Below are 23,089 nucleotides of genomic sequence, written 5' to 3' on the forward strand. Positions count from 1 at the left end.
TTCTGAAAAAATATCGATGCATTTCGAGCGAAGATGGTGAGGATCCCTGAATGCGTTTTTCTCACCGACTGTTCTTACTGCTGATTCTCCTGCTGACGGGAGCACCAATACTCGCTCAGGAACCTTCTGACGTTGCGAAAAACGTGCGTATGATGGTTTCCGGTATTGTCAGTTACACCCGCTGGCCCGTGCTATCAGGGCCACCAAAGTTATGTATCTTTTCATCTTCACGTTTTAGTACCGCCCTACAAGAGAATGCCGCGACATCTTTGCCTTATTTGCCTGTCATCATTCACACTCAACAAGAGGCGATGATTTCAGGCTGCAATGGTTTTTATTTTGGCAAGGAGTCACCGACATTCCAGATGGAATTAACCGAACAATATCCGTCAAAGGCGTTATTATTAATTGCCGAACAAAATACCGATTGCATTATTGGTAGCGCCTTTTGTCTGATCATCCACAATAATGACGTCAGATTTGCCGTAAACCTGGATGCCTTATCGCGTAGCGGTGTAAAGGTCAACCCGGATGTCTTAATGCTCGCACGGAAGAAAAATGATGGATAACGATAATTCTCTTAATAAGCGCCCCACGTTTAAAAGAGCATTACGCAACATCAGTATGACCAGCATATTTATCACTATGATGCTGATCTGGTTGCTGCTTTCCGTGACCTCGGTGCTGACCCTGAAACAGTACGCGCAAAAAAACCTGGCACTGACAGCAGCAACAATGACTTACAGTCTGGAAGCAGCGGTCGTTTTTGCCGATGGCCCTGCAGCAACTCAAACACTGGCAGCGCTGGGGAAGCAAGGGCAATTTTCAACTGCAGAAGTGCGTGATAAGCAGCAAAATATTCTGGCATCCTGGCATTACCCCCGTAAGGATCCAGGCGATACTTTCAGCAATTTCATAAGCCACTGGCTCTTCCCTGCCCCCATCACTCAGCCGATTCGTCACAATGGTGAAACCATTGGCGAAGTACGCTTAACCGCTCGCGACAGCTCGATCAGCCATTTTATCTGGTTTTCGCTCGCTGTCCTGACCGGTTGTATTCTGCTGGCATCAGGCATCGCAATTACCCTCACCCGCCATTTGCACAATGGCCTGGTGGAAGCGCTGAAAAATATCACCGATGTCGTACATGATGTGCGTTCCAACCGCAATTTTTCCCGACGAGTTTCGGAAGAACGTATCGCTGAGTTTCACCGCTTCGCTCTCGACTTCAACAGTCTGCTGGATGAAATGGAAGAGTGGCAGCTTCGCTTACAGGCTAAAAATGCGCAGCTGCTACGTACCGCGCTACATGACCCATTAACCGGGCTGGCGAACCGGGCTGCGTTTCGTAGCGGCATCAACACGTTGATGAGCAGTTCCGACGCCCGAAAAACGTCGGCGTTACTATTTCTTGATGGCGATAATTTCAAATATATCAATGATACCTGGGGTCATGCGACGGGCGATCGTGTCTTGATTGAGGTAGCAAAACGGTTAGCTGAATTTGGCGGGCTGCAACATAAAGCATACCGCATAGGCGGCGATGAATTTGCGATGGTCCTCTTTGGTGTACAGTCGGAATCCGAAGTACAGCGGATTTGCTCAGCACTGACACAAATCTTTAATCGCCCGTTTGATCTTCATAATGGTCATCAGACCACCATGACATTAAGCATTGGTTACGCGATGACCATTGAGCATGCCTCTGCGGAAAAATTACAAGAGCTGGCCGATCACAATATGTATCAGGCCAAACACCAGCGTGCCGAAAAGCTGGTGAGATAACAAGGATATATCGATATGATAAAGCACCTGGTAGCACCCCTGATTTTCACCTCGCTAGTACTGACTGGCTGCCAGTCCCCTCAGGGAAAGTTTACTCCTGAGCAAGTTGCCGCTATGCAATCTTATGGATTTACTGAATCCGCCGGCGACTGGTCGCTGGGATTATCAGATGCCATTCTGTTCGCAAAAAATGACTACAAATTGCTCCCGGAAAGCCAGCAACAGATCCAAACCATGGCAGCCAAATTGGCCTCGACAGGGCTAACGCATGCCCGTATGGATGGACACACCGACAACTATGGTGAAGACAGTTACAACGAAGCCTTATCATTGAAACGGGCGAATGTTGTGGCCGATGCATGGGCTATGGGTGGACAAATTCCGCGCAGAAATCTCACCACACAGGGTTTAGGAAAAAAATATCCCATAGCCAGTAACAAGACCGCCCAGGGTCGCGCCGAGAACCGCCGCGTCGCAGTGGTGATTACAACCCCTTAAAACACGAGCAAACAGACAAAAAAAGGGCCAGCCAATTGGCCAGCCCTTCTTAACAGGATGTCGCTTAAGCGAAATCTTAGTTAAGACGCTCTTTGATACGAGCAGCCTTACCAGTACGCTCACGCAGGTAGTACAGTTTAGCTTTACGAACAGCACCACGACGTTTGACAGAAATGCTGTCAACTACCGGAGAGTGAGTCTGGAAGACACGCTCAACGCCTTCGCCGTTGGAAATTTTACGAACAGTGAATGCAGAGTGCAGACCGCGGTTACGAATAGCGATAACCACGCCCTCGAATGCCTGCAGACGTTTTTTGGAACCTTCAACAACCCATACTTTCACTTCCACGGTATCACCCGGACGGAAGGAAGGTACGTCCTGCTTCATCTGCTCTTGTTCAAGTTGCTTAATAATGTTGCTCATAATTTAATCTCTTATCCTGGGTAAACTGATATCTCGGGGGCTTACGCCATCCCATCATGTTTATGTTGCTGTTGTGCGTGTTCCGTTTTGAACTCCGCCAGCAACCTTGCTTGCTCTTCAGTCAGAGCCAGGTTTTCCAGAAGTTCAGGTCTTCTAAGCCAGGTACGGCCCAGCGACTGTTTCAAACGCCAGCGACGTATCTCGGCATGGTTGCCCGACAGTAACACTGACGGAACTTCCATCCCTTCTAACACCTCAGGCCGCGTATAGTGCGGGCAATCCAGCAATCCTTCAGCAAAGGAGTCTTCCGTTGCCGAAGCTTCATGTCCCAGTACTCCCGGAATAAACCGGGAAACGGAGTCAATCAGCGTCATTGCGGGTAACTCACCACCACTGAGAACGTAATCGCCGATTGACCATTCTTCGTCAATTTCGGTTTGGATCACGCGCTCATCTATACCTTCGTAGCGACCGCACACCAGAATCAATTTTTGATTCGTTGCCAGTTCGCTGACGCCTGCTTGATCAAGCTTGCGCCCCTGCGGTGACAGATAAATCACCTTTGCGCCTTCACCCGCCGCGGCTTTTGCTGCATGAATGGCGTCCCGTAAAGGTTGCACCATCATTAACATCCCCGGTCCGCCGCCGTAAGGACGATCGTCCACGGTACGGTGCCGGTCATGCGTGAAGTCACGAGGACTCCAGCTCTGGATGCTCAGCAGGCCATTTTTAACTGCCCGGCCAGTTACCCCGTAATCGGTAATTGCGCGGAACATTTCAGGAAACAGGCTAATTATGCCAATCCACATAGCGCCGTCTTTTACCGTTTATCCGGTGGTTTAAAAACCAGGATCCCAATCTACTTCGATTGAACGAGTAGTGAGATCGACTTTCTTGATAACCTGCCCATCGAGGAACGGTACAAGTCGTTCCTTGATACCAAACGCATCTTTCAGGTTTGCCTTAATGACGAGAACGTCATTAGATCCGGTTTCCATCATATCGACGACTTTACCGAGATCGTAGCCTTCAGTGGTTACTACCTGGCAGCCCATCAGGTCTTTCCAGTAGTAGTCACCCTCTTCAAGCTGAGGCAGCTGCGATGAATCCACGACAATTTCACAATTCGTCAGCAGGTTCGCCGCATCACGATCGTCAACGCCTTTCAGCTTGATGATCATGTCCTGATTGTGGTGCTTCCAGCTTTCCAGCTGGACTTGCTGCCACTGACCCGCCTTCTGGATAAACCAGGGCTGATAGTCAAAAATGCTTTCGGCGTCTTCGGTGGAAGAAAACACTCTGAGCCACCCACGAATACCGTAAGACGAACCCATTTTTCCCAAAACGATGGGATCAACAGGTGCTTGCGCGGTGAGTTGTTTGCTCATCATGACCACCGTGACAGATTAAGCTGCTTTGTTTACTTCTTTGATCAGCGCAGCAACGCGATCAGAAATAGTTGCGCCCTGGCCAACCCAGTGAGCGATGCGATCCAGATCCAGGCGAGTGCCTTCTTCTTTTTCGCTAGCGATTGGGTTGAAGAAACCAACGCGCTCGATGAAGCGACCGTTGCGTGCATTACGGCTGTCAGCGACAACAACCTGGTAGAACGGACGCTTTTTAGCGCCGTGACGTGCTAAACGAATAGTTACCATAACATCCTCTTGTGTGAATAAAACAACCGGACCCCATCGAGGAACGGAGTCCGGTGTCATATTAAAAGCCCGAAAATTTTACTGATTTCTGGAGAAAATGCAATCAGCAGTTAATAACTCTGTCGCATAAGGTCATTTAGCGACCAGGAAATCCCGGCGGCATCATCCCTTTCATGCTTCTCATCATCTTCGCCATTCCGCCCTTCTTCATTTTCTTCATCATGCGCTGCATGTCGTCGAACTGTTTCAGAAGACGGTTAACGTCCTGCACCTGCATACCGCAACCGGCAGCGATACGGCGTTTACGCGAACCTTTGATGATTTCTGGCTTAGCGCGCTCTTTCATCGTCATCGAGTTGATGATGGCTTCCATACGCACCAGCACTTTATCGTCCATCTGCGACTTGACGTTATCCGGGATCTGCCCCATGCCCGGCAGTTTGCCCATCAGGCTAGCCATGCCGCCCATATTTTTCATCTGGCGCAGTTGCTCAAGGAAGTCGTTGAGATCGAAGCCGTCACCTTTTTTCAGCTTGCTGGCTAATTTCTCTGCCTGCGCGCGGTCAACTTTGCTTTCGATATCTTCGATCAGCGACAGTACGTCGCCCATGCCGAGAATACGGGAAGCGATACGGTCCGGATGGAACGGCTCCAGCGCCTCAGTTTTCTCGCCAACACCGAGGAACTTGATCGGTTTGCCCGTAATGTGACGAATAGAGAGCGCCGCACCGCCACGGGCATCGCCGTCGACTTTAGTCAGTACCACACCGGTCAGCGGTAACGCTTCATTGAATGCTTTTGCCGTATTGGCCGCATCCTGACCGGTCATGGCGTCAACCACGAACAAAGTTTCAACCGGATTAATCGATGCATGGACCTGCTTGATCTCGTCCATCATCGCTTCGTCAACGTGCAAACGACCGGCGGTATCCACCAGCAACACGTCGTAGAATTTCAGTTTGGCTTCTTTCAGCGCCGCGTTAACGATATCAACCGGCTTCTGACCAACATCAGAAGGGAAGAAATCAACACCCACCTGCTCTGCCAGCGTCTCCAGCTGTTTGATTGCCGCCGGACGATAAACGTCGGCAGAAACCACCAGCACTTTTTTCTTGTGCTTCTCACGCAGGAACTTACCGAGCTTGCCCACGCTGGTTGTTTTACCGGCACCTTGCAGGCCCGCCATCAGTACCACCGCTGGCGGTTGCGCAGCCAGATTCAGGGTCTGGTTCTCTTCGCCCATCGCCGCAACCAGTTCGTTACGGACGATTTTGACGAACTCCTGCCCCGGCGTCAGGCTCTTATTAACTTCATGACCAACCGCTTTCTCTTTTACGCGATTGATAAACTCACGCACTACCGGCAGGGCGACGTCCGCCTCCAGCAGCGCCATGCGCACTTCGCGCAGCGTATCTTTTACGTTGTCTTCAGTGAGGCGTCCACGGCCACTGATATTGCGCAGCGTGCGCGACAAACGATCGGTTAAATTATCAAACATTGTCTCTCGCCTGGGGTGGAAACGGTTGGCCGCAATCGCGACACATCATCAGTATTTTGCCGCAGTATAACATGAAGGCGTCTTTGTTGTTATGCAACGGTTGGAGCAGCGTTCACCTGACGCTATACTGCTTCTCTTTCTTATTGCTCAAACTGTCGACATTACTATGCCCGTTTTTGCTCTGCTCGCGCTTGTCGCCTACTCCGTCAGTCTTGCGCTGATTGTTCCCGGTCTGCTGCAAAAAAACGGCGGCTGGCGGCGCATGGCTATTATTTCTGCGGTCATCGCGCTGGTCTGCCACGCAATCGCTCTGGAAGCCCGCATCTTGCCCGACGGTGATAGCGGACAAAACCTCAGCCTGCTGAACGTTGGTTCGCTGGTCAGTTTGATGATCTGTACGGTAATGACCATCGTGGCTTCTCGCAATCGTGGCTGGTTGCTGCTACCCATTGTCTATGCCTTTGCGCTTATCAACCTGGCGCTGGCCACCTTTATGCCCAATGAATACATCACCCATCTGGAAGCAACGCCTGGGATGCTGGTTCACATTGGCTTATCGCTCTTTTCCTATGCCACGCTGATTATCGCCGCTCTGTATGCATTACAACTGGCGTGGATTGATTACCAACTGAAGAACAAGAAGCTGGCGTTTAACCAGGAAATGCCGCCGTTGATGAGTATTGAGCGTAAAATGTTCCACATCACGCAGATTGGCGTGGTGCTGTTAACGCTCACTCTTTGCACTGGTCTGTTCTACATGCACAACTTATTTAGCATGGAAAATATCGACAAGGCCGTGCTCTCTATCGTGGCGTGGTTTGTCTATATTGTGCTGCTGTGGGGACATTATCATGAAGGATGGCGTGGACGCCGCGTCGTCTGGTTTAACGTTGCGGGTGCGGTCATTCTGACACTGGCCTACTTCGGTAGCCGAATTGTCCAGCAGTTAATCAGCTAATCCCAGAAAAGGAGTTTCCCCTGGAACACATTTCTACTACTACGTTGATCATTATTCTGATCATCATGGTGGTCATTTCAGCCTATTTTTCCGGGTCCGAAACCGGAATGATGACACTCAACCGCTATCGTCTGCGGCATATGGCGAAACAGGGTAATCGCTCGGCCAAACGCGTCGAAAAATTGCTGCGTAAGCCAGACCGCCTGATAAGCCTGGTGTTAATCGGCAATAACCTGGTCAATATTCTTGCTTCCGCGCTCGGCACTATTGTGGGGATGCGTTTGTACGGGGATGCGGGCGTGGCAATTGCGACTGGTGTGCTTACTTTTGTCGTACTGGTTTTTGCTGAAGTATTGCCGAAAACCATTGCCGCGCTGTACCCGGAAAAAGTCGCCTATCCAAGTAGTTTTCTGCTGGCACCGCTACAAATTTTGATGATGCCGCTGGTCTGGTTGCTGAATGCTATTACCCGAATGTTAATGCGCATGATGGGCATCAAAACCGATATCGTGGTTAGCGGCTCTTTGAGCAAAGAAGAGTTGCGTACTATCGTGCACGAATCGCGCTCACAAATTTCCCGTCGCAATCAGGATATGCTGCTGTCGGTACTCGATCTGGAAAAGATGACCGTCGATGACATCATGGTGCCGCGTAGTGAAATTATCGGTATTGATATCAACGATGACTGGAAATCGATTCTCCGCCAACTCTCCCACTCACCTCACGGACGCATCGTGCTCTACCGTGACTCGCTTGACGACGCCATCAGTATGCTGCGAGTACGTGAAGCCTGGCGACTCATGTCGGAAAAAAAAGAGTTCACCAAAGAAACCATGCTACGCGCCGCGGACGAAATCTATTTTGTCCCGGAAGGTACGCCGCTCAGCACGCAGCTGGTGAAGTTTCAGCGCAACAAAAAGAAAGTCGGCCTGGTCGTCAACGAGTATGGAGATATTCAGGGTCTGGTGACGGTCGAAGATATTCTCGAAGAGATTGTTGGTGATTTCACCACGTCGATGTCGCCAACGCTCGCCGAAGAGGTCACGCCGCAAAACGACGGTTCGGTGATTATCGATGGCACTGCCAACGTGCGGGAAATCAACAAAGCCTTCAACTGGCATCTACCGGAAGATGATGCACGAACGGTTAATGGCGTCATTCTTGAGGCACTGGAAGAGATTCCTGTCGCAGGAACTCGCGTGCGTATTGGCGAGTACGATATCGATATTCTCGACGTACAGGACAATATGATTAAACAGGTAAAAGTTTTTCCTGTAAAACCGCTGCGTGAGAGTGTGGCGGAGTAACGAAAACGGCCCGGCATTCGCATGCTGGGCCGTGATTTATTACGAAAGCAGAAATTAAGCTTTTGCTTTCGCTACAGTAACCATCGCCGCACGAATCGTACGACCATTCAGCGTATAACCCTTCTGCATAATACCCAGTACGTTACCTGGCGCAACGTCATCAGATTCCACCATTGCGATGGCCTGATGCACGTTCGGGTCCAGCGGCACGTTAGTTTCGGCGATCACTTCAACGCCAAACTTACGCACAACATCCAGCATCGACTTCAGCGTCAGCTCAATACCTTCAACCATCGCGGACATATCCGGGTTAGCTTTATCAGCCACTTCCAGCGCACGATCCAGGCTATCAATCACCGGCAGCAATTCGTTGATGAATTTCTCCAGCGCGAATTTATGTGCTTTTTCGATATCCAGTTCAGTACGGCGACGCAGGTTTTCCATTTCGGCTTTTACGCGCAAAATGCCGTCACGTTCACGGGTCTGGGCTTCAGCCAGCTGAGCTTCGAGATTCGCAATTTTTTCATCGCGCGGATCCACCTGCTCAGCAGAAGCTTCTGGCTCAACTGCCTCAATCTCTTCGTGCTGATCCATGATAATTTCTTCCGGGGCTTGCCCCTCAGGCGTTTTCTGTTCTTTACTACTCATGAATTTCTCCGCGTTTTTTCGCATTCATCTCGCTAACTTCGCTTATTATGGGGATCAGTTTCAGGGTTTCAAGGGAAGCACTCACATTGTCATCAATCTTCGCAACAAGGACCTCGGAAAAATGAATAATCATTTCAAGTGTATTGGCATTGTGGGACACCCACGGCACCCTACTGCACTGACAACACATGAAATGCTCTACCGCTGGCTGTGCACAAAAGGTTACGAGGTCATCGTCGAGCAACAAATCGCTCACGAACTGCAACTGAAGAATGTGAAAACTGGCACGCTCGCGGAGATTGGGCAACTGGCTGATCTCGCGGTAGTCGTTGGTGGCGACGGTAATATGCTGGGCGCGGCGCGCACACTCGCCCGTTACGATATTAAAGTTATTGGAATCAACCGTGGCAACCTGGGTTTCCTGACCGACCTTGACCCCGATAACGCTCAGCAACAATTAGCCGATGTGCTGGAAGGTCACTACATCAGCGAGAAACGTTTTTTGCTGGAAGCGCAAGTCTGTCAGCAAGATTGCCAAAAGCGCATCAGCACCGCGATAAATGAAGTGGTGCTTCACCCAGGAAAAGTGGCGCATATGATTGAATTCGAAGTATATATCGACGAGATCTTTGCGTTTTCGCAGCGTTCCGATGGCCTGATTATTTCGACACCTACAGGCTCTACTGCCTATTCTCTCTCGGCAGGCGGTCCAATCCTGACGCCTTCTCTGGATGCGATTACCCTGGTGCCCATGTTCCCGCATACGTTGTCAGCACGACCACTGGTCATAAACAGCAGCAGCACGATCCGTCTGCGTTTTTCACATCGCCGTAACGACCTGGAAATCAGTTGCGACAGCCAGATAGCACTACCGATTCAGGAAGGAGAAGATGTCCTGATTCGTCGCTGTGATTACCATCTGAATCTGATTCATCCGAAAGATTACAGCTATTTCAATACATTAAGCACCAAGCTCGGCTGGTCAAAAAAATTATTCTAATTTTACGCCAGCCTCTTTACTGTATATAAAACCAGTTTATACTGTACACAATAACAGTAATGGTTTTTCATACAGGAAAACAACTATGTTGGCACAACTGACCATCAGCAACTTTGCTATCGTTCGTGAGCTTGAGATTGATTTTCACAGCGGCATGACCGTAATCACCGGCGAGACTGGCGCGGGTAAATCTATTGCAATAGATGCCCTGGGCCTTTGTCTCGGCGGTCGCGCTGAAGCCGACATGGTGCGTACCGGCGCTGCTCGCGCAGATCTGTGCGCCCGTTTTTCTCTGAAAGATACACCCGCAGCACTGCGCTGGCTGGAAGAAAACCAACTGGAAGATGGCCGTGAATGCCTGCTTCGTCGCGTAATCAGTAGCGATGGTCGCTCTCGTGGTTTTATCAACGGTACAGCTGTTCCACTGTCACAACTGCGCGAACTGGGCCAGTTGCTCATTCAGATCCATGGTCAGCACGCCCATCAATTACTCACCAAACCCGAGCACCAAAAATTCCTACTTGATGGCTATGCTAATGAAACCTCTCTGCTTCAGGAAATGACCGCACGTTATCAGTTGTGGCATCAAAGCTGCCGCGACCTCGCGCATCATCAACAGTTAAGTCAGGAACGCGCCGCTCGTGCGGAGCTGCTGCAATACCAATTAAAAGAACTTAACGAATTTAATCCGCAGCCCGGAGAGTTTGAGCAAATCGACGAAGAGTACAAACGCCTGGCGAACAGCGGTCAATTGTTGACCACCAGCCAGAATGCATTGGCATTAATGGCCGACGGTGAAGACGCAAACCTGCAAAGTCAGCTTTACACGGCTAAACAACTGGTGAGCGAATTGATTGGCATGGACAGCAAACTGTCCGGCGTACTTGATATGCTGGAAGAAGCTACCATCCAGATTGTTGAAGCCAGCGACGAACTACGCCACTACTGCGATCGTCTGGATCTCGATCCCAACCGACTGTTTGAACTTGAACAGCGCATCTCAAAACAGATTTCGCTGGCACGTAAACATCACGTCAGCCCTGAGGTATTGCCACAGTATTACCAGTCGCTACTGGAAGAGCAGCAGCAACTGGACGATCAGGCCGACTCACAAGAAACGCTCGCGCTGGCGGTAACGAAACATCATCAGCAGGCACTGGAAACGGCGCGCGCGTTACACCAGCAACGCCAGCATTATGCAAATGAGTTGGCACAGCTGATCACCGACAGTATGCATGCACTCTCTATGCCGCATGGGCAGTTTACGATTGATGTTAAATTTGATGAGCATCACCTGGGCGCTGACGGCGCTGATCGTATTGAGTTTCGGGTAACCACCAACCCAGGTCAGCCAATGCAGCCTATTGCCAAAGTCGCATCTGGTGGTGAATTGTCCCGCATCGCATTGGTAATTCAGGTCATCACAGCGCGTAAAATGGAAACCCCGGCACTGATTTTTGATGAAGTGGATGTAGGGATTAGCGGTCCAACAGCGGCAGTTGTCGGCAAACTGCTGCGTCAACTCGGCGAATCAACTCAGGTGATGTGTGTTACCCACCTGCCACAAGTCGCGGGATGTGGTCATCAACACTATTTTGTCAGCAAAGAAACCGATGGTGCGATGACAGAAACGCATATGGAGTCGCTGGACAAAAAAGCGCGGTTACAAGAGCTGGCGCGCCTGCTTGGTGGCAGTGAAGTCACACGTAACACACTGGCGAATGCGAAAGAACTGCTTGCGGCGTAAACTTTTTTCCTGCTTCACGGTCAGAGTAAACAGCAAAACGCCGTAAGACCGGAAAGCAAAAGGTTTTAAAGTGATGAAAGGTCTATTATCATCGGCATATTACAGATGAGCCACGTACTGCTCGGGCCCGAAAAGGAATCAAATCACTATGCGCTGTAAAACGCTGACTGCTGCAGCAGCAGTACTATTGATGTTGACCGCAGGCTGTTCCACTCTGGAGCGAGTGGTTTACCGTCCTGACATCAACCAGGGGAACTATCTGACCGCTAACGACGTATCCAAAATACGTGTTGGCATGACGCAACAACAAGTTGCGTACGCATTGGGTACACCGCTGATGTCCGATCCATTTGGTACGAATACCTGGTTCTATGTCTTCCGCCAGCAACCAGGTCATGAAGGTGTAACGCAGCAAACGCTGACGCTGACCTTTAACAGTAGCGGGGTGTTGACCAACATTGATAACAAACCTGCGCTGAGTGGTAACTAATAATAAAGTTGCTCTCAAAGACGTTAAAAAAGGTGCTCAATGAGCACCTTTTTTCTGTCTGTTATTTATTCGCTGATTTTTCTGCTCGTTGCCTGCGAAGCTCTTTCGGATCGGCAATGAGAGGACGATAAATCTCCACCCGATCGCCATCATGCACGGTATCGCTCAGTTTTGCCGGACGGCTGTAAATGCCGACTTTGTTTTTAGTTAAATCGATATCGGTACGCAATTCCAGCAAGCCACTGGTGCGAATAGCTTCCTCAACCGTCGCGCCCTCCTGCAGCGTCACGCGCTGCAGGTACTGCTTCTCAGGTAGAGCATAAGCCACCTCAACGGCAATTTTACCTGGCACTGTAAACCTCTTTCGCACGAACCGTAAAAGCCTGCACCATATTAGCCGCCAGCTCTTTAAACACGCGGCCAAAGGCGAGTTCAATCAACTTATTGGTAAACTCAAAGTCGAGATGAAACTCGATACGACACGCCTCCTGGCTCAGCGGCGTAAACTTCCATCCACCGATCAATTTCTTGAACGGCCCATCCACCAGATTCATAAGAATACTTTGGTTACTGGTCAACTGGTTGCGGGTAGTAAACGTTTTGCTGATCCCAGCCTTAGAGACATCTACCGCCGCGGTCATCTGCCCAGGAGTGGACTCCAGAATCCGACTTCCGGTACAACCCGGCAAAAACTGAGGATAAGACTGAACGTCATTCACTAACTGATACATTTGCTCCGCGCTGTAGGGTACCAGTGCGGTCCGGCTAATCTGAGGCATAACAATTTCCATCAACAAAAATCCAACAAATAATATCATTTATCCTGCTGTAAAAAAAACGCTATCCCGGCGCTGGGTAACATCGGGTTCATGCTAAGATAGAGCCTTGTCCCCCGCAGGATTGATATGGGGTGTTTTCGATTTCAGATTACCGATGATTCACGACGCTTATGACGAAGAAAAAAGCACATAAACCTGGTTCAGCGACCATCGCGCTTAACAAGCGCGCCCGTCACGAATACTTTATCGAAGAAGAGTTCGAAGCGGGACTTGCCCTGCAAGGCTGGGAGGTTAAATCCCTGCGCGCAGGAAAAGCCAATATCAGCGACAGCTACGTCCTTCTACGTGATGGAGAAGCATTTCTGTTTGGCGCTAACATCACGCCAATGGCTGTGGCATCCACGCATGTGGTGTGCGATCCTACCCGTACCCGCAAGTTACTTCTCAACCAGCGCGAACTGGACTCATTGTACGGTCGCGTCAATCGAGAAGGCTATACCGTAGTGGCGCTCTCCCTGTACTGGAAAAATGCCTGGTGCAAAGTGAAAATCGGCGTCGCTAAAGGTAAGAAACAGCACGATAAACGTTCAGACATCAAAGAACGCGAATGGCAGGTGGATAAAGCGCGTATCATGAAAAACGCCCACCGTTAAATCTGCACTCCAATTATTGACCAGTTCCTCACCGCGCCACCCTCTCCGGCGGCGCGAATGAACATCTTATTGGCTATCACATCCGACCCAAATGTTGCCATCCCATTGCTTAATCGAATAAAAATCAGGCTACATGGGTGCTAAATCTTTAACGATAACGCCATTGAGGCTGGTCATGGCACTCATGAATCTGGTATACTTACCGTTACACATTGGGGCTGATTCTGGATTCGACGGGATTTGCGAAACCCAAGGTGCATGCCGAGGGGCGGTTGGCCTCGTAAAAAGCCGCAAAAAATAGTCGCAAACGACGAAAACTACGCTTTAGCAGCTTAATAACCTGCTTAGAGCCCTCTCTCCCTAGCCTCCGCTCTTAGGACGGGGATCAAGAGAGGTCAAACCCAAAAGAGATCGCGTGGAAGCCCTGCCTGGGGTTGAAGCGTTAAAACTTAATCAGGCTAGTTTGTTAGTGGCGTGTCCGTCCGCAGCTGGCAAGCGAATGTAAAGACTGACTAAGCATGTAGTACCGAGGATGTAGGAATTTCGGACGCGGGTTCAACTCCCGCCAGCTCCACCACTTTTGATAGGACTGCAACCGGACAGCGGCAATAAAAACAGCCACTTACGGACACTGACCAGACAGTAAGCGGACTTAAAAAAGACAAAAATATACACGCAAAATGCACGTGCATTTCAAAAAAGCCTCTGATTGTGAAGTCAGAGGCTTTTCTATTTGTAACTAAGAGTAACAATTCAACATGACGCAACCTACCAATTACGTCACGTCAAACGCTCTGATTGAACGCAAATCATCCAGATTATTCAGTTGTTCCTTCATCTCGCGCTGGCGTTCGTGGATTTTAAAGCCCTCCGCCACCATGGCCACCATCATGGCATCGTTCAGCGCAATAAGTTTCTCCCTGGTCAGTACGACGTTGTTATTATCCGCATCAGTCCAGAAAAAACCATCCGGAAGCAGTCCGGCCTGTGCTGTTGCAACCACGGGGGCAAGGCGTGACTGCGAGGTTTTTCCGCCATCAAAACGACGGCCATCAAACGTGAAAATAAACTCAACGTTTTCCTGACTGTCGCGCCATGCCTCAATTTCCCGCCTTTTGGCATCCTTTGCCGCTGCAATAAGTTCAGGCGTGACAGTGAACGGGGCGATTTCGCCCCATTTCCCGCTTTGCAGCTCCTGCCAGACATGCTGGCCTGTCGGGGCCATATCATCCTGTATGGCAGTATACAGGGCGAACTCCGTTTCACCTTCAAATAACACCTCGCAGTCAACCGCACCATTTTCAAGATAATGTGCGTTTCTGATACCTTTCACCGCTCTGATTTTCATGCCTGATTTCCTCATTACTCAATGCGTACAAAAAGACCGATAAAGCCACGCTGAGTACCATAATTGTTACCCAGGCCCGAAAGCGCCGTGTAACGACCGGGGAAGTTGTATTCACCGGCACCGCCAATCACAACCTGCGGTGAGGATGCGTATGTCCCTGTATCACTAACCTGTGCACTCATGGCCAGAGGACCAAGACGGGAACCCGGCACAGTATCACCGAGTCCCAGAGAAGCATTTTCACCAAAACTTTCTCCCTGATATACCGCCATAATCGGCACACCGACGGCCGGGTATTGGTAATATGAGAACGGACCATTACCGGCGGTTGAGGACATCAGATATGCCAGGGAGTTGCCGTCATACACAATAAGGCTTGATGTTGCATTCCAGCTGTTACCACTGTAGCGATAACGCATACAATGTATGCTGTGCTCATCCTCGTAATACTGGTTGTAGTACAGCAGCATTTTGAATTTACGCGCTGAGTCTGAACCATCGTTATCAGAGGGTGACCACATCACATCAATGATACCGTTAAATTTCGTGGTCCCCTTCAGCAGCGTGGAGGAGTCCGCAATACTGACCGCATAACGCCCCGGTGTGACTGTCTGCAGCCATACTACGAAATCAGCCTGTCCGTTAAATGACAGAGCGTCGGCGCTGGTGAATGCCTGACCAAATCCATGCATCCCGGACAGGGCCAGCCTGCCCGGTGTGCGGTCGCGAATATCACTCTGGGGTTCCATCGTCGCAGCTGCTTTCAGCTCAAGCTCCGTGCGCATGGCTTCAGCTGTGTCATGCGCCAGTAATGCGCGGCCCTTCTCTGACAGCAGAGACAGTGAGGCATTCCCGTCTGTATTGAAGTACAGAAGATTATCTGACCGTTGCGTCAGTGCGCTGATTGCCGTTAAGACGTCATTAAGCGGTTGTTTGCCTGCCAGCGCGTTTGTGATTGTCGTCGCAAAGTTCGGGTCATTGCCCAGCGCCGCTGCCAGCTCGTTCAGGGTGTCCAGAACTTCCGGCGATGAGCCAACCAGCGCAGCAAGCAGTTTGCGCACAAACGCTGCGTTCGCTGCTTCCAGACCGGCGGCATCATCCGGTGGGGTTGGGGTGGTTGGGGTGCCGGTGAAAGCCGGGCTGTCCAGTGACGCTTTTGTTTTCGTCTCGTCCATGACGGTTTTGACAGCCTTTGGCGTGGCAGCCAGTTCCTCGCTGTCGTTGTCCGTATCACTACACAGTTGCACCAGACCTTTTTCTGTCGTGGAGGCATTTGTTGCATTCAGGTCATCAACTATCTGCTGCGCCTCATCCCTGTACTGTTTCGCTTCCTGCGCATTGTCTGCACCTGCATCCTGGCTGGCTTTAGCCTGTCGGGCGTATTCGGCAGCGTTATTTTCATGCCCGAGTGCAGCATTTGCTGCATTTTCCGCGCTGGTTGCAGCTGATGATGCGGCATTATGATAAAGGCGGGCACGTTCGGCGGCATCGACTGATTCATCCCGCGATGTGCCTGATGACTGTGCGCTGTTTTCTGCCTCACCCGCAAAACGTTCCGCATCATCACGGGCCGTTGCGGTTGTCGTCACATCCTGTGCCGTCTGCTGTGCGTTTCCGGCTGCAGCTTCGGCGCTCTGCTGTGTCTGATTTTTTAGCTCTTCTGCCTCATCCTTACTAACCGCCGCAGATGTTGCTGCATTGATTGCATCATCAGCAGCTGTTTCTGCTCTCTCCCTGTCACTGACCACCTGCTCAGACAAGCGAAAAACGGTATTTATCATTTCCTCAAAACGCTTCATTACCTCAGGGCGTAAATCACCCTCCTTTGGTGCATCCAGAAAAGCATTCAGCGTATCCGGCTCATCTGTCGGTGCAACATAAATTTCCCCCGCCTTTACAGGAGGATGCCCTGAGCGGGACAAAAATACATCATAAAATCCCGGCTCAGCATTAATAGTATACCCACCATCACTTCCCGTAAGACAGGTTGCCACAATATTAACCACAACTGTCGGACTGGTTCTTCTGGCACGCAATTCAATCGCACAGTTTACGACAGGCTCACCCGCTCCGTCCTTCAGGACACCTGAAATCTTTACTGCCATATTCACCCCACAAAAAAGCCCGCCTGAACCGGCGGGCTGTCATAACACTGTGTTACCTGGCTAATCAGAATTTATAACCGACACCCACGATGAAACCGTCAGTGCGCCAGTCGCCACTGCCGGAGCCTTCATAAGCAATATCAATGGCCACGGATTCGGTCGGGTTAAACTGCACGCCAGCTCCCCACGCCAGAGACGTGTTGCTGTGGCGACCGTCATCACTTCCGGTCAGCACATCGTGCGTTTTCCCCTTATTGTCAGTTACGCGGAGATAATCCCCGGAGAAAGTCGACACACGGCTGTAAGCCACACCCGCCATCGCATACGCGCTGAACCATTCATTCACGCGCACAGACGGCCCCGCCATTACGCTGAACCAGCGGTTACGAACGGAATCTTCATGCCAGCGGGTATCACTGTAACGGGTCAGCTGGCGATTCTTGTCTCCTGCATAGCTGAATGACGTCACCAGCCCCAGCGTGTCCGTAAATTCATAACGGTATTTCACGTTAATGCCCTTCAGGTCATCGTTTCCGGGCATATCAGTATGGGACTGAAGATACCCGCCGCTTAGTGTGGACTGATGCTCTGCTGCACTCGCTGGCGTACCAGCGGCGACCAGCCAGACTACTGCAGACAGAATAACAGCACATAATTTACGCATAATTACCTCTCGCTTTTCTGCAATAAAAAAGCGCCATTTCTGGCGCCCGTATTGGGGTTATAAAATTCAGCTGATACTGATACCGGCTGTTGATTTCTTCATCACGACAACAAGAAGGTCGCTGATACTGGTCGTTGGCGTCCAGTTATTAGCACCATATGAAGAAACATTGAAAGTCAGGGTGACATGCCCGTGTCCGGCAGGCATATCGATGACGGATGAAAATACCCTGCTGACATCCGTCGCGGGTTGCTGAAAGATTTCCTGTCCGTTCTTCAGCACCTGCAGCTTACAGGTTGAGTACCAGTATGACTGTTGGTTGTTGCTGTTAAAGTTTTCATGCTTACCACCGCGAAACAGAACGGGTGGGATTACTATCTGACGGTCAAAAGCCTGGTCATCGTACACAGTGACCGTTATTGTACCGCTGGCATAACTGCCATTTCTCGGAAAGGATTTTCCCACCGTTTTGACAATATCGCCTTCAATCTGATTGGCTGACAGTTTCCCCTTAATCTGACAGTTCTCATTTATCGTGACGTTGTTGAGCGTCCCGGAGTTCGCATTCACGTTACCGCTGATATCGGCATTTTTAGCGGTCAGCTTTCCGTCCGGTGTCAGGGAAAATGCAGGAGGATTACCGCCGCTGGTAATGGCGGGAGCCGTCAGATATTTCAGGAACACTTCATTCATGAATATCTGATCACCCTGACCAACAAACATCGGTTTTGTGTTGCCATTTGCAGGATTAATCATCGCAATCCTGTCTGCCGCCAGCAGCACCTGACTCTGCATGCCGTCGGGGGTGTTCTCAATACCGGCACCGATACCCGCAATATAAAGGCGACCATCCTGCATCTGCTGCAGTTTCACGGCCCACATACTGTTCAGGTTATTACTGGTGTCCGTCTGAACCTTTTGTATCTGCTGGATGGTGGCCTCCTGATCTCCCAGCTTCTGGTCCGTTGTCGTCATGATTTCACTGCTTTTTTGATCCACATACTGGCGAACCTGCGCTATCTGGCGTGCATTCTCCTCATTACTCTGACTGACCGTCTGCGTGAGTTCGCTGCTGACGTTATCCACTCTCTGGCTCACCTGTGATATACCCAGTGACAGCTCATCATTTTTTTTCGCAACCAGCTGTGTGAGGCTGTTTTCTGTCTCCCCGATTTTTTGGGTCACTTCAGCAATATCACTCTCTATCTGCTGATTGATCTCATCCTCCAGTTGCTCAACTTCACTGCGCAATGCCGAGGCATTAATACGATCGTTCAGCTCCTGCCCCAGCAGGGTGCTGTTTATTTTCCCTTCAAAAAAATTGAGATACACCTCAGCATCATTAACCGGCTGGCCGACAGCTTCCACAAACGCTGATTTACCGACGATGTTCACACTGCGGATATAAAAGTAATAATCATGGCCCGGCCTGATATTAATACTGGCAGCTGTCCAGTACATCGCCGTACCAAGATAGCGGGCTGTGGTTTCAACCTGCCGGATATCCGTAATCTGATTTTCCGAGAACCAGAACTCAAACTGCACCGTCGGGTCATACACCGCAAGACGCGGGACTGCCGTTATCTGAAAATACCCCGGTATCAGTTCAATAGTGACAGGCGCTGCCGGTGCCGCAATCCGGAACGATACCGACGCCGGATCACCCTGCTGCCCCCGGGCATTTACCGCCCGGACCGTCAGCATATAACGCCCCAGCGCCAGTTGTCTGAAGCGGTATGTGGTTTCCGTTGTCCGGGCTGTGCTGACCAGCCGCTCACTGCCGTCGTCCGCTGCCACGGTCAGGCGAAGCATGAAGCTCACGCCCTTCACCACCTTCGGCGTGTCCCAGCGGGCCAGTACCTGATACTCCCCGCTGTCTGCGGTGACTTCGGCGGTAAGGTGCTGCACCGCTGGCGGTGTGACACCATTCACCGTGCCGCTCTGGTCGCCGTCAAAGTGCGCCCCGTTATCCACGATGGCTTCTTTTTCCGGTACATGCTGCACGGCAGTGATGGCATACGTGCCGTCGTCGTTCTCACGGATACTCACGCAGCGGAACAGGCGCTGGCGCAGCGTCGGCAGCTTCAGCCCCCACACGCTGTATTCAGCAACGCCGTCAGGAACACGGCTCACTTTCACCTTCACGCCGTCGGTGACGGACTGAACCTCCTCGCTGACCGGATTGCCACTTCCGTCAACCAGGCTTATCAGCGTGGTACCGGAGGATGGCAGAGTGATTTCACGGTCGAGCGTCAGCGTCCGGGTCTGGCTGTTTACCGCCAGCACGCGCCCGCCGATGCTGATACCGGCATAGTCATCATCACAGATTTCAATGACATCGCCCGGCACATGGCGAAGCCCTTCTGCGCCCACGCTGAAGTCCACGGTCTGCGTTTCCAGCAGTTCTGTTTTAATCAGCCACAGCCCGGCGCGGTGTGCCTGCCCCCGGCTGGTACAGCCAAAAGCATCCATCTTCGTGACATTACGACCGTAACGGGCAATGGCCCGCGTGTCCTCCACAAGCTCTGTCGCCGTCTCCCAGCCGTTGTTCGGGTCAATCCAGTTCACCTCAACGGCATTATGGCGGTCTTTCAGGGCGCTGAAGCTGTAGCGGAACGGCGCGCCATCATCCGGCATCACCACATTACTGCGGTTATAGGTCCACACCTTATCCGACGGTCGGTCCTGCACGAACGTCAGCGTCTGCCCGTTCCATACCGGCATACAGCGCATCGCCGAGCAGAAATCACTGAGCACATCCCACGCCTTACGCTGTGTTGTCAGGTAAGCATTACAGGTGATGCGCGGCTCCGTGCCGCCAAAGCCGTCCGGCACTGACTGGTCGCAGTACTGGCCGATGACATACAGCGCCCATTTATCCACATCCGCCGCACCAAGACGTTTCCCCATGCCGTAGCGCGGATGGGTCAGCATATCCCACAGACACCAGGCCATGTTGTTGCTGTATGCCGGTTTAAACGTTCCGTCCCAGATACTGCTGTATTGCCGCGTCTGCGGGTTATAGTTCGACGGCACCTGCAGAATGCGCCCGCGAAGATGATAATTACGACTCACCTGCTGGCTGCCGAACTGCTCCGAGTCCACCTGTACACCGACCAGTGCCGTGTTCGGGTAGCCCTGTTTCACATCGATGATTTCGGTGTATGACGACCAGAGCGTTTTGTTCTGCAGCTGGTCTGTAGTGCTGTCCGGCGTCATCCTGCGCATCCGGATACTGAACGGGCGCGGCGGCAGGTTACCCACCACCACCGAGGCCAGATACTGTGAGGTGGTTTTTCCCTTAATGGTGATGTCTTTTTCCGTCACCCAGCCACCGTTACGTTGTATCTGAACCAGCAGGCGGACTTCCGACGGATTCCGGTCCCCCTTTGAGGTGGTTTCCACCAGTGCCTGCACACCGAAGGTAAAGCGCAGACGGTCGATGTTTGCAGACGTGATGGTCCGGGTAATCGGCGTGTCGTACTTCACTTCCGTACCCAGCACCGTCTCGGAGCCGGAGGATTCAAATCCCTCCGGCGGTGTCTGCTCCTGCTCACCTGCACGGAACACCACCGTGACACCGGAGATATTGGTATTCCCCTCACTGTCCAGCACCGGCGTACTGTTCAGCAGCACGCTTTTTAATCCATCCACCGGACCTTCAACCGGCCCTTCGCTGATGGCATCGATCACACTCAGCAACTGCGTGGACTTCAGGTTATCCTTCGCTTCGCGCGGGGTATGCCCCTTACTGCTTCCTTTACCCATTCCTCACACTCCATAAACGACAAAGCCGCCCAAAAGGCGGCTCATGAGTTACGGCAGGATTAACTATTATTTACATGCATTAACACTATCAGCAAAAATTTTTGGCGTTAATGCTGGTACGCGTTCATAAAGAGTAAAACTACTGCCATTTCCTGCTTTTTTGATATCAAGCACAACATCGTACCCACCCATAGCCTGTGGAACTAAAAGGCTTACCCCATTCTCAATAGGAAGGGATGTTATAGGTGTTCCATTACCAGCCCATTGTCTGGATATGCAGCCTGACAATTCATCAATATTTTTTAATGAATTACCTTCCATTACAGGTTTTCCGGATTTTACGTAATCCAAAGATTTACATCCTGTTAAGGCAATAATCGTGCAGAATAAAATCGTTTTGTTCATATAGCTAACCAACAGAATAATTATCAGTATTCGATATAAATATTAAATCAGTTAAAACATGAGTAAATAATATTACCGCCCAATTACCACAACCTGACCACCATCCCCTTCATCTGCCGTGCTGATCTCCTGAGATGCCACACGTGACCCCACGCGCATTTCACCGTACAGAACAGGCAGGACATTGCCCTGGGCAACCATGTTATCCAGCGAGGAGAAATAGGTGTTCTGTTTGCCGTTATCCGTTGTCTGTGTACGTGGAGTTTTGGGTTTAGGGGCCAGCATCTGTGCAACACCACCAAGCGTCATCGCTGCCCCCATAGAAAAGAGAATGTCACTGAAAGCGATACTGATTCCCGGCATCCAGATTGCCGTAGCAATCAGCGCCGCACCCAGCACTGCCTGAAAAACACCGCCACTTTTGGCACCCGCCAGACGCGGTACGATGTGGATCACGGCACCATTTGCCAGCGGCTCATTAAGACGGGCAGATAATTCGTTTTCGCCTGCATCACGCCCGGCAATGCGCACCTGATACCAGCCCTCATTCAGTTTCTGGCGAAACGACGGTAGCTGCGTGGCCAGCGCCCGGATGGCTTCGGCTCCCGTTTTCACACGAAGGTCGATGCGGCGGCCAAATCGTTGCAAATCCCCGTAAAGGCAGATGCGTGCCATGCCCGGTGACGCCAGAGGGAGTGTGTGCGTCGCTGCCATTTGTCGGTATACCTCTCTCGTTTGCTCAGTTGTTCAGGAATATGGTGCAGCAGCTCGCCGTCACCACAGTAAATGGCGGCATGATTCGGCACAGATGAACCAAAACAGCACAGCAGCACATCGCCCGGCTGCGCCGCTGACAACGGCACCTGATACAGCCCTGTGGCCTCCAGATTATCCAGATAGAGATTCTGGCCGTTACGCCACCAGTCATCCCCGCGATGAAAATCCGGCATCTCAATCCCCGCCAGATGGTAAGCATCCCGGAACAGCGTGTAACAGTCCGTCACCCCGTGCTCAAAGCGTCGCCCGGTAAGATGTGGCACACAGCGGAACTTGTGAATCGCCCCCCGGCAGACCAGCCACCACGGCAAATCACTCTGCACCTGCAGCCGCCTGTCGGCCTCACTCAGCCAGGGCAGTCCACCGGGGTGGCTGTGGACCAGCGCTACAATCTCACCCTGCATTTCTGCCCGCAGCCAGTCCTCCGGCGACATCCGGAAATACGCCTCCGGCTCACCGGAGATATTCACGCAGGGAAGATACCTGTCTCCCTCCGGCGTTCTCACCACGAAGCCGCACGATTCCGCAGGCGAACACCGCCGGGCGTGCGCCAGAATCGCTGATTCAGTCTGTGTCATAA

24 protein-coding genes and 1 other RNA gene are annotated in these 23,089 nt (G+C 51.4%); 10 read left to right on the forward strand and 15 right to left on the reverse strand.

Annotated elements, in window-relative coordinates:
* Positions 1-50: 50 nt before the first annotated feature.
* Genes yfiR through QUF14_RS16560 form a run of 3 tightly spaced genes read left to right on the forward strand, consistent with a single transcriptional unit; the run spans position 51 to position 2,283 of the window.
* The gene (gene yfiR / locus QUF14_RS16550) at positions 51-569 is read left to right on the forward strand and encodes a regulatory sequestration protein YfiR (protein ID WP_001212403.1); all 519 of its coding nucleotides are present in this window, start codon (positions 51-53) and stop codon (positions 567-569) included.
* A complete protein-coding gene (dgcN, locus tag QUF14_RS16555) occupies positions 559-1,785 on the forward strand; it encodes a diguanylate cyclase DgcN/YfiN (protein ID WP_286333067.1) in 1,227 nt (408 codons plus the stop codon). Before yfiR ends, dgcN begins: the two co-directional genes overlap by 11 nt.
* Before the next feature lie 15 nt (positions 1,786-1,800).
* Complete coding sequence (locus tag QUF14_RS16560; protein ID WP_000589843.1) at positions 1,801-2,283, forward strand: OmpA family protein; 483 nt, start codon at positions 1,801-1,803, stop codon at positions 2,281-2,283.
* Positions 2,284-2,359: 76 nt separating this feature from the next.
* Here QUF14_RS16560 and rplS read toward each other — a convergent pair whose 3' ends face one another.
* From rplS to ffh, 5 genes are all read right to left on the reverse strand, one after another.
* Positions 2,360-2,707, reverse strand: a complete 348-nt coding sequence (gene rplS / locus QUF14_RS16565; protein ID WP_000065253.1) for a 50S ribosomal protein L19 — start codon at positions 2,705-2,707, stop codon at positions 2,360-2,362.
* A 41-nt stretch (positions 2,708-2,748) separates the two neighbouring features.
* Positions 2,749-3,516, reverse strand: a complete 768-nt coding sequence (trmD, locus tag QUF14_RS16570) for a tRNA (guanosine(37)-N1)-methyltransferase TrmD (protein ID WP_000264781.1) — start codon at positions 3,514-3,516, stop codon at positions 2,749-2,751.
* 30 nt (positions 3,517-3,546) lie between these two features.
* Positions 3,547-4,095: a ribosome maturation factor RimM gene (gene rimM / locus QUF14_RS16575; RefSeq protein WP_000043335.1), complete on the reverse strand. Its 549-nt coding sequence runs from the start codon at positions 4,093-4,095 to the stop codon at positions 3,547-3,549.
* Between the two features lie 18 nt (positions 4,096-4,113).
* Entirely contained in the window at positions 4,114-4,362 is a 249-nt protein-coding gene (rpsP, locus tag QUF14_RS16580) for a 30S ribosomal protein S16 (RefSeq protein ID WP_000256450.1), read from the reverse strand.
* Positions 4,363-4,498: 136 nt separating this feature from the next.
* Positions 4,499-5,860 (reverse strand): signal recognition particle protein, encoded by a 1,362-nt coding sequence (gene ffh, locus QUF14_RS16585; RefSeq protein WP_000460035.1) that lies wholly within the window; start codon positions 5,858-5,860, stop codon positions 4,499-4,501.
* Between the two features lie 166 nt (positions 5,861-6,026).
* Between ffh and QUF14_RS16590 the strand changes: the two genes are divergently transcribed.
* A complete protein-coding gene (locus QUF14_RS16590) occupies positions 6,027-6,818 on the forward strand; it encodes a cytochrome C assembly family protein (RefSeq protein WP_001338897.1) in 792 nt (263 codons plus the stop codon).
* A gap of 20 nt (positions 6,819-6,838) precedes the next feature.
* Positions 6,839-8,125, forward strand: coding sequence for an HlyC/CorC family transporter (locus QUF14_RS16595; protein ID WP_010723175.1), 1,287 nt, complete (start codon positions 6,839-6,841; stop codon positions 8,123-8,125).
* Between the two features lie 54 nt (positions 8,126-8,179).
* On the opposite strand, the gene grpE is transcribed toward QUF14_RS16595, so the two are convergent.
* Positions 8,180-8,773 (reverse strand): nucleotide exchange factor GrpE, encoded by a 594-nt coding sequence (gene grpE, locus QUF14_RS16600; protein WP_001296310.1) that lies wholly within the window; start codon positions 8,771-8,773, stop codon positions 8,180-8,182.
* Positions 8,774-8,894: 121 nt separating this feature from the next.
* Here grpE and nadK point away from each other — a divergent pair, with 121 nt between their 5' ends.
* The 3 genes from nadK to bamE all read left to right on the forward strand — a co-directional run bounded on the left by nadK (position 8,895) and on the right by bamE (position 12,010).
* A complete protein-coding gene (gene nadK, locus QUF14_RS16605) occupies positions 8,895-9,773 on the forward strand; it encodes an NAD(+) kinase (RefSeq protein ID WP_001059169.1) in 879 nt (292 codons plus the stop codon).
* 85 nt (positions 9,774-9,858) lie between these two features.
* Positions 9,859-11,520 carry a DNA repair protein RecN gene (gene recN, locus QUF14_RS16610; RefSeq protein ID WP_100733560.1) on the forward strand — a complete coding sequence of 554 codons (1,662 nt, stop codon included), beginning with the start codon at positions 9,859-9,861 and terminating at the stop codon, positions 11,518-11,520.
* Positions 11,521-11,668: 148 nt separating this feature from the next.
* Positions 11,669-12,010: an outer membrane protein assembly factor BamE gene (bamE, locus tag QUF14_RS16615; protein ID WP_001203437.1), complete on the forward strand. Its 342-nt coding sequence runs from the start codon at positions 11,669-11,671 to the stop codon at positions 12,008-12,010.
* A gap of 61 nt (positions 12,011-12,071) precedes the next feature.
* Here the strand turns inward: bamE and QUF14_RS16620 are convergent, their stop codons facing one another.
* Both QUF14_RS16620 and ratA read right to left on the reverse strand, forming a co-directional pair.
* Positions 12,072-12,362, reverse strand: coding sequence for an RnfH family protein (locus QUF14_RS16620; protein WP_001117842.1), 291 nt, complete (start codon positions 12,360-12,362; stop codon positions 12,072-12,074).
* The gene (gene ratA / locus QUF14_RS16625) at positions 12,352-12,789 is read right to left on the reverse strand and encodes a type II toxin-antitoxin system toxin RatA (protein ID WP_001300750.1); all 438 of its coding nucleotides are present in this window, start codon (positions 12,787-12,789) and stop codon (positions 12,352-12,354) included. Before ratA ends, QUF14_RS16620 begins: the two co-directional genes overlap by 11 nt.
* 170 nt (positions 12,790-12,959) lie before the next feature.
* Here ratA and smpB point away from each other — a divergent pair, with 170 nt between their 5' ends.
* Both smpB and ssrA read left to right on the forward strand, forming a co-directional pair.
* Entirely contained in the window at positions 12,960-13,442 is a 483-nt protein-coding gene (smpB, locus tag QUF14_RS16630; protein WP_000162574.1) for an SsrA-binding protein SmpB, read from the forward strand.
* 214 nt (positions 13,443-13,656) lie between these two features.
* Positions 13,657-14,019, forward strand: a transfer-messenger RNA (tmRNA) gene (gene ssrA, locus QUF14_RS16635).
* 198 nt (positions 14,020-14,217) lie between these two features.
* On the opposite strand, the gene QUF14_RS16640 is transcribed toward ssrA, so the two are convergent.
* From QUF14_RS16640 to QUF14_RS16670, 7 genes are all read right to left on the reverse strand, one after another.
* On the reverse strand, positions 14,218-14,790 hold the full coding sequence (locus tag QUF14_RS16640; RefSeq protein WP_286333068.1) for a DUF4376 domain-containing protein: 573 nt from the start codon (positions 14,788-14,790) through the stop codon (positions 14,218-14,220).
* Positions 14,791-14,804: 14 nt separating this feature from the next.
* Positions 14,805-16,895 (reverse strand): prophage tail fiber N-terminal domain-containing protein, encoded by a 2,091-nt coding sequence (locus QUF14_RS16645; protein ID WP_286333069.1) that lies wholly within the window; start codon positions 16,893-16,895, stop codon positions 14,805-14,807.
* A 64-nt stretch (positions 16,896-16,959) separates the two neighbouring features.
* A complete protein-coding gene (locus tag QUF14_RS16650; RefSeq protein ID WP_047085483.1) occupies positions 16,960-17,559 on the reverse strand; it encodes an Ail/Lom family outer membrane beta-barrel protein in 600 nt (199 codons plus the stop codon).
* A 66-nt stretch (positions 17,560-17,625) separates the two neighbouring features.
* Entirely contained in the window at positions 17,626-21,327 is a 3,702-nt protein-coding gene (gpJ, locus tag QUF14_RS16655) for a phage attachment tail tip protein J (protein WP_286333070.1), read from the reverse strand.
* Between the two features lie 66 nt (positions 21,328-21,393).
* Entirely contained in the window at positions 21,394-21,732 is a 339-nt protein-coding gene (locus tag QUF14_RS16660; protein ID WP_001332187.1) for a hypothetical protein, read from the reverse strand.
* Between the two features lie 72 nt (positions 21,733-21,804).
* Positions 21,805-22,380, reverse strand: a complete 576-nt coding sequence (locus QUF14_RS16665) for a tail assembly protein (RefSeq protein WP_236927366.1) — start codon at positions 22,378-22,380, stop codon at positions 21,805-21,807.
* Entirely contained in the window at positions 22,344-23,087 is a 744-nt protein-coding gene (locus tag QUF14_RS16670; protein ID WP_032287410.1) for a C40 family peptidase, read from the reverse strand. Before QUF14_RS16670 ends, QUF14_RS16665 begins: the two co-directional genes overlap by 37 nt.
* Positions 23,088-23,089 lie beyond the last annotated feature (2 nt).

The sequence above is a fragment of the Escherichia sp. HH091_1A genome, from assembly GCF_030295175.1.
In the GTDB taxonomy this organism is placed as follows: domain Bacteria; phylum Pseudomonadota; class Gammaproteobacteria; order Enterobacterales; family Enterobacteriaceae; genus Escherichia; species Escherichia coli_F.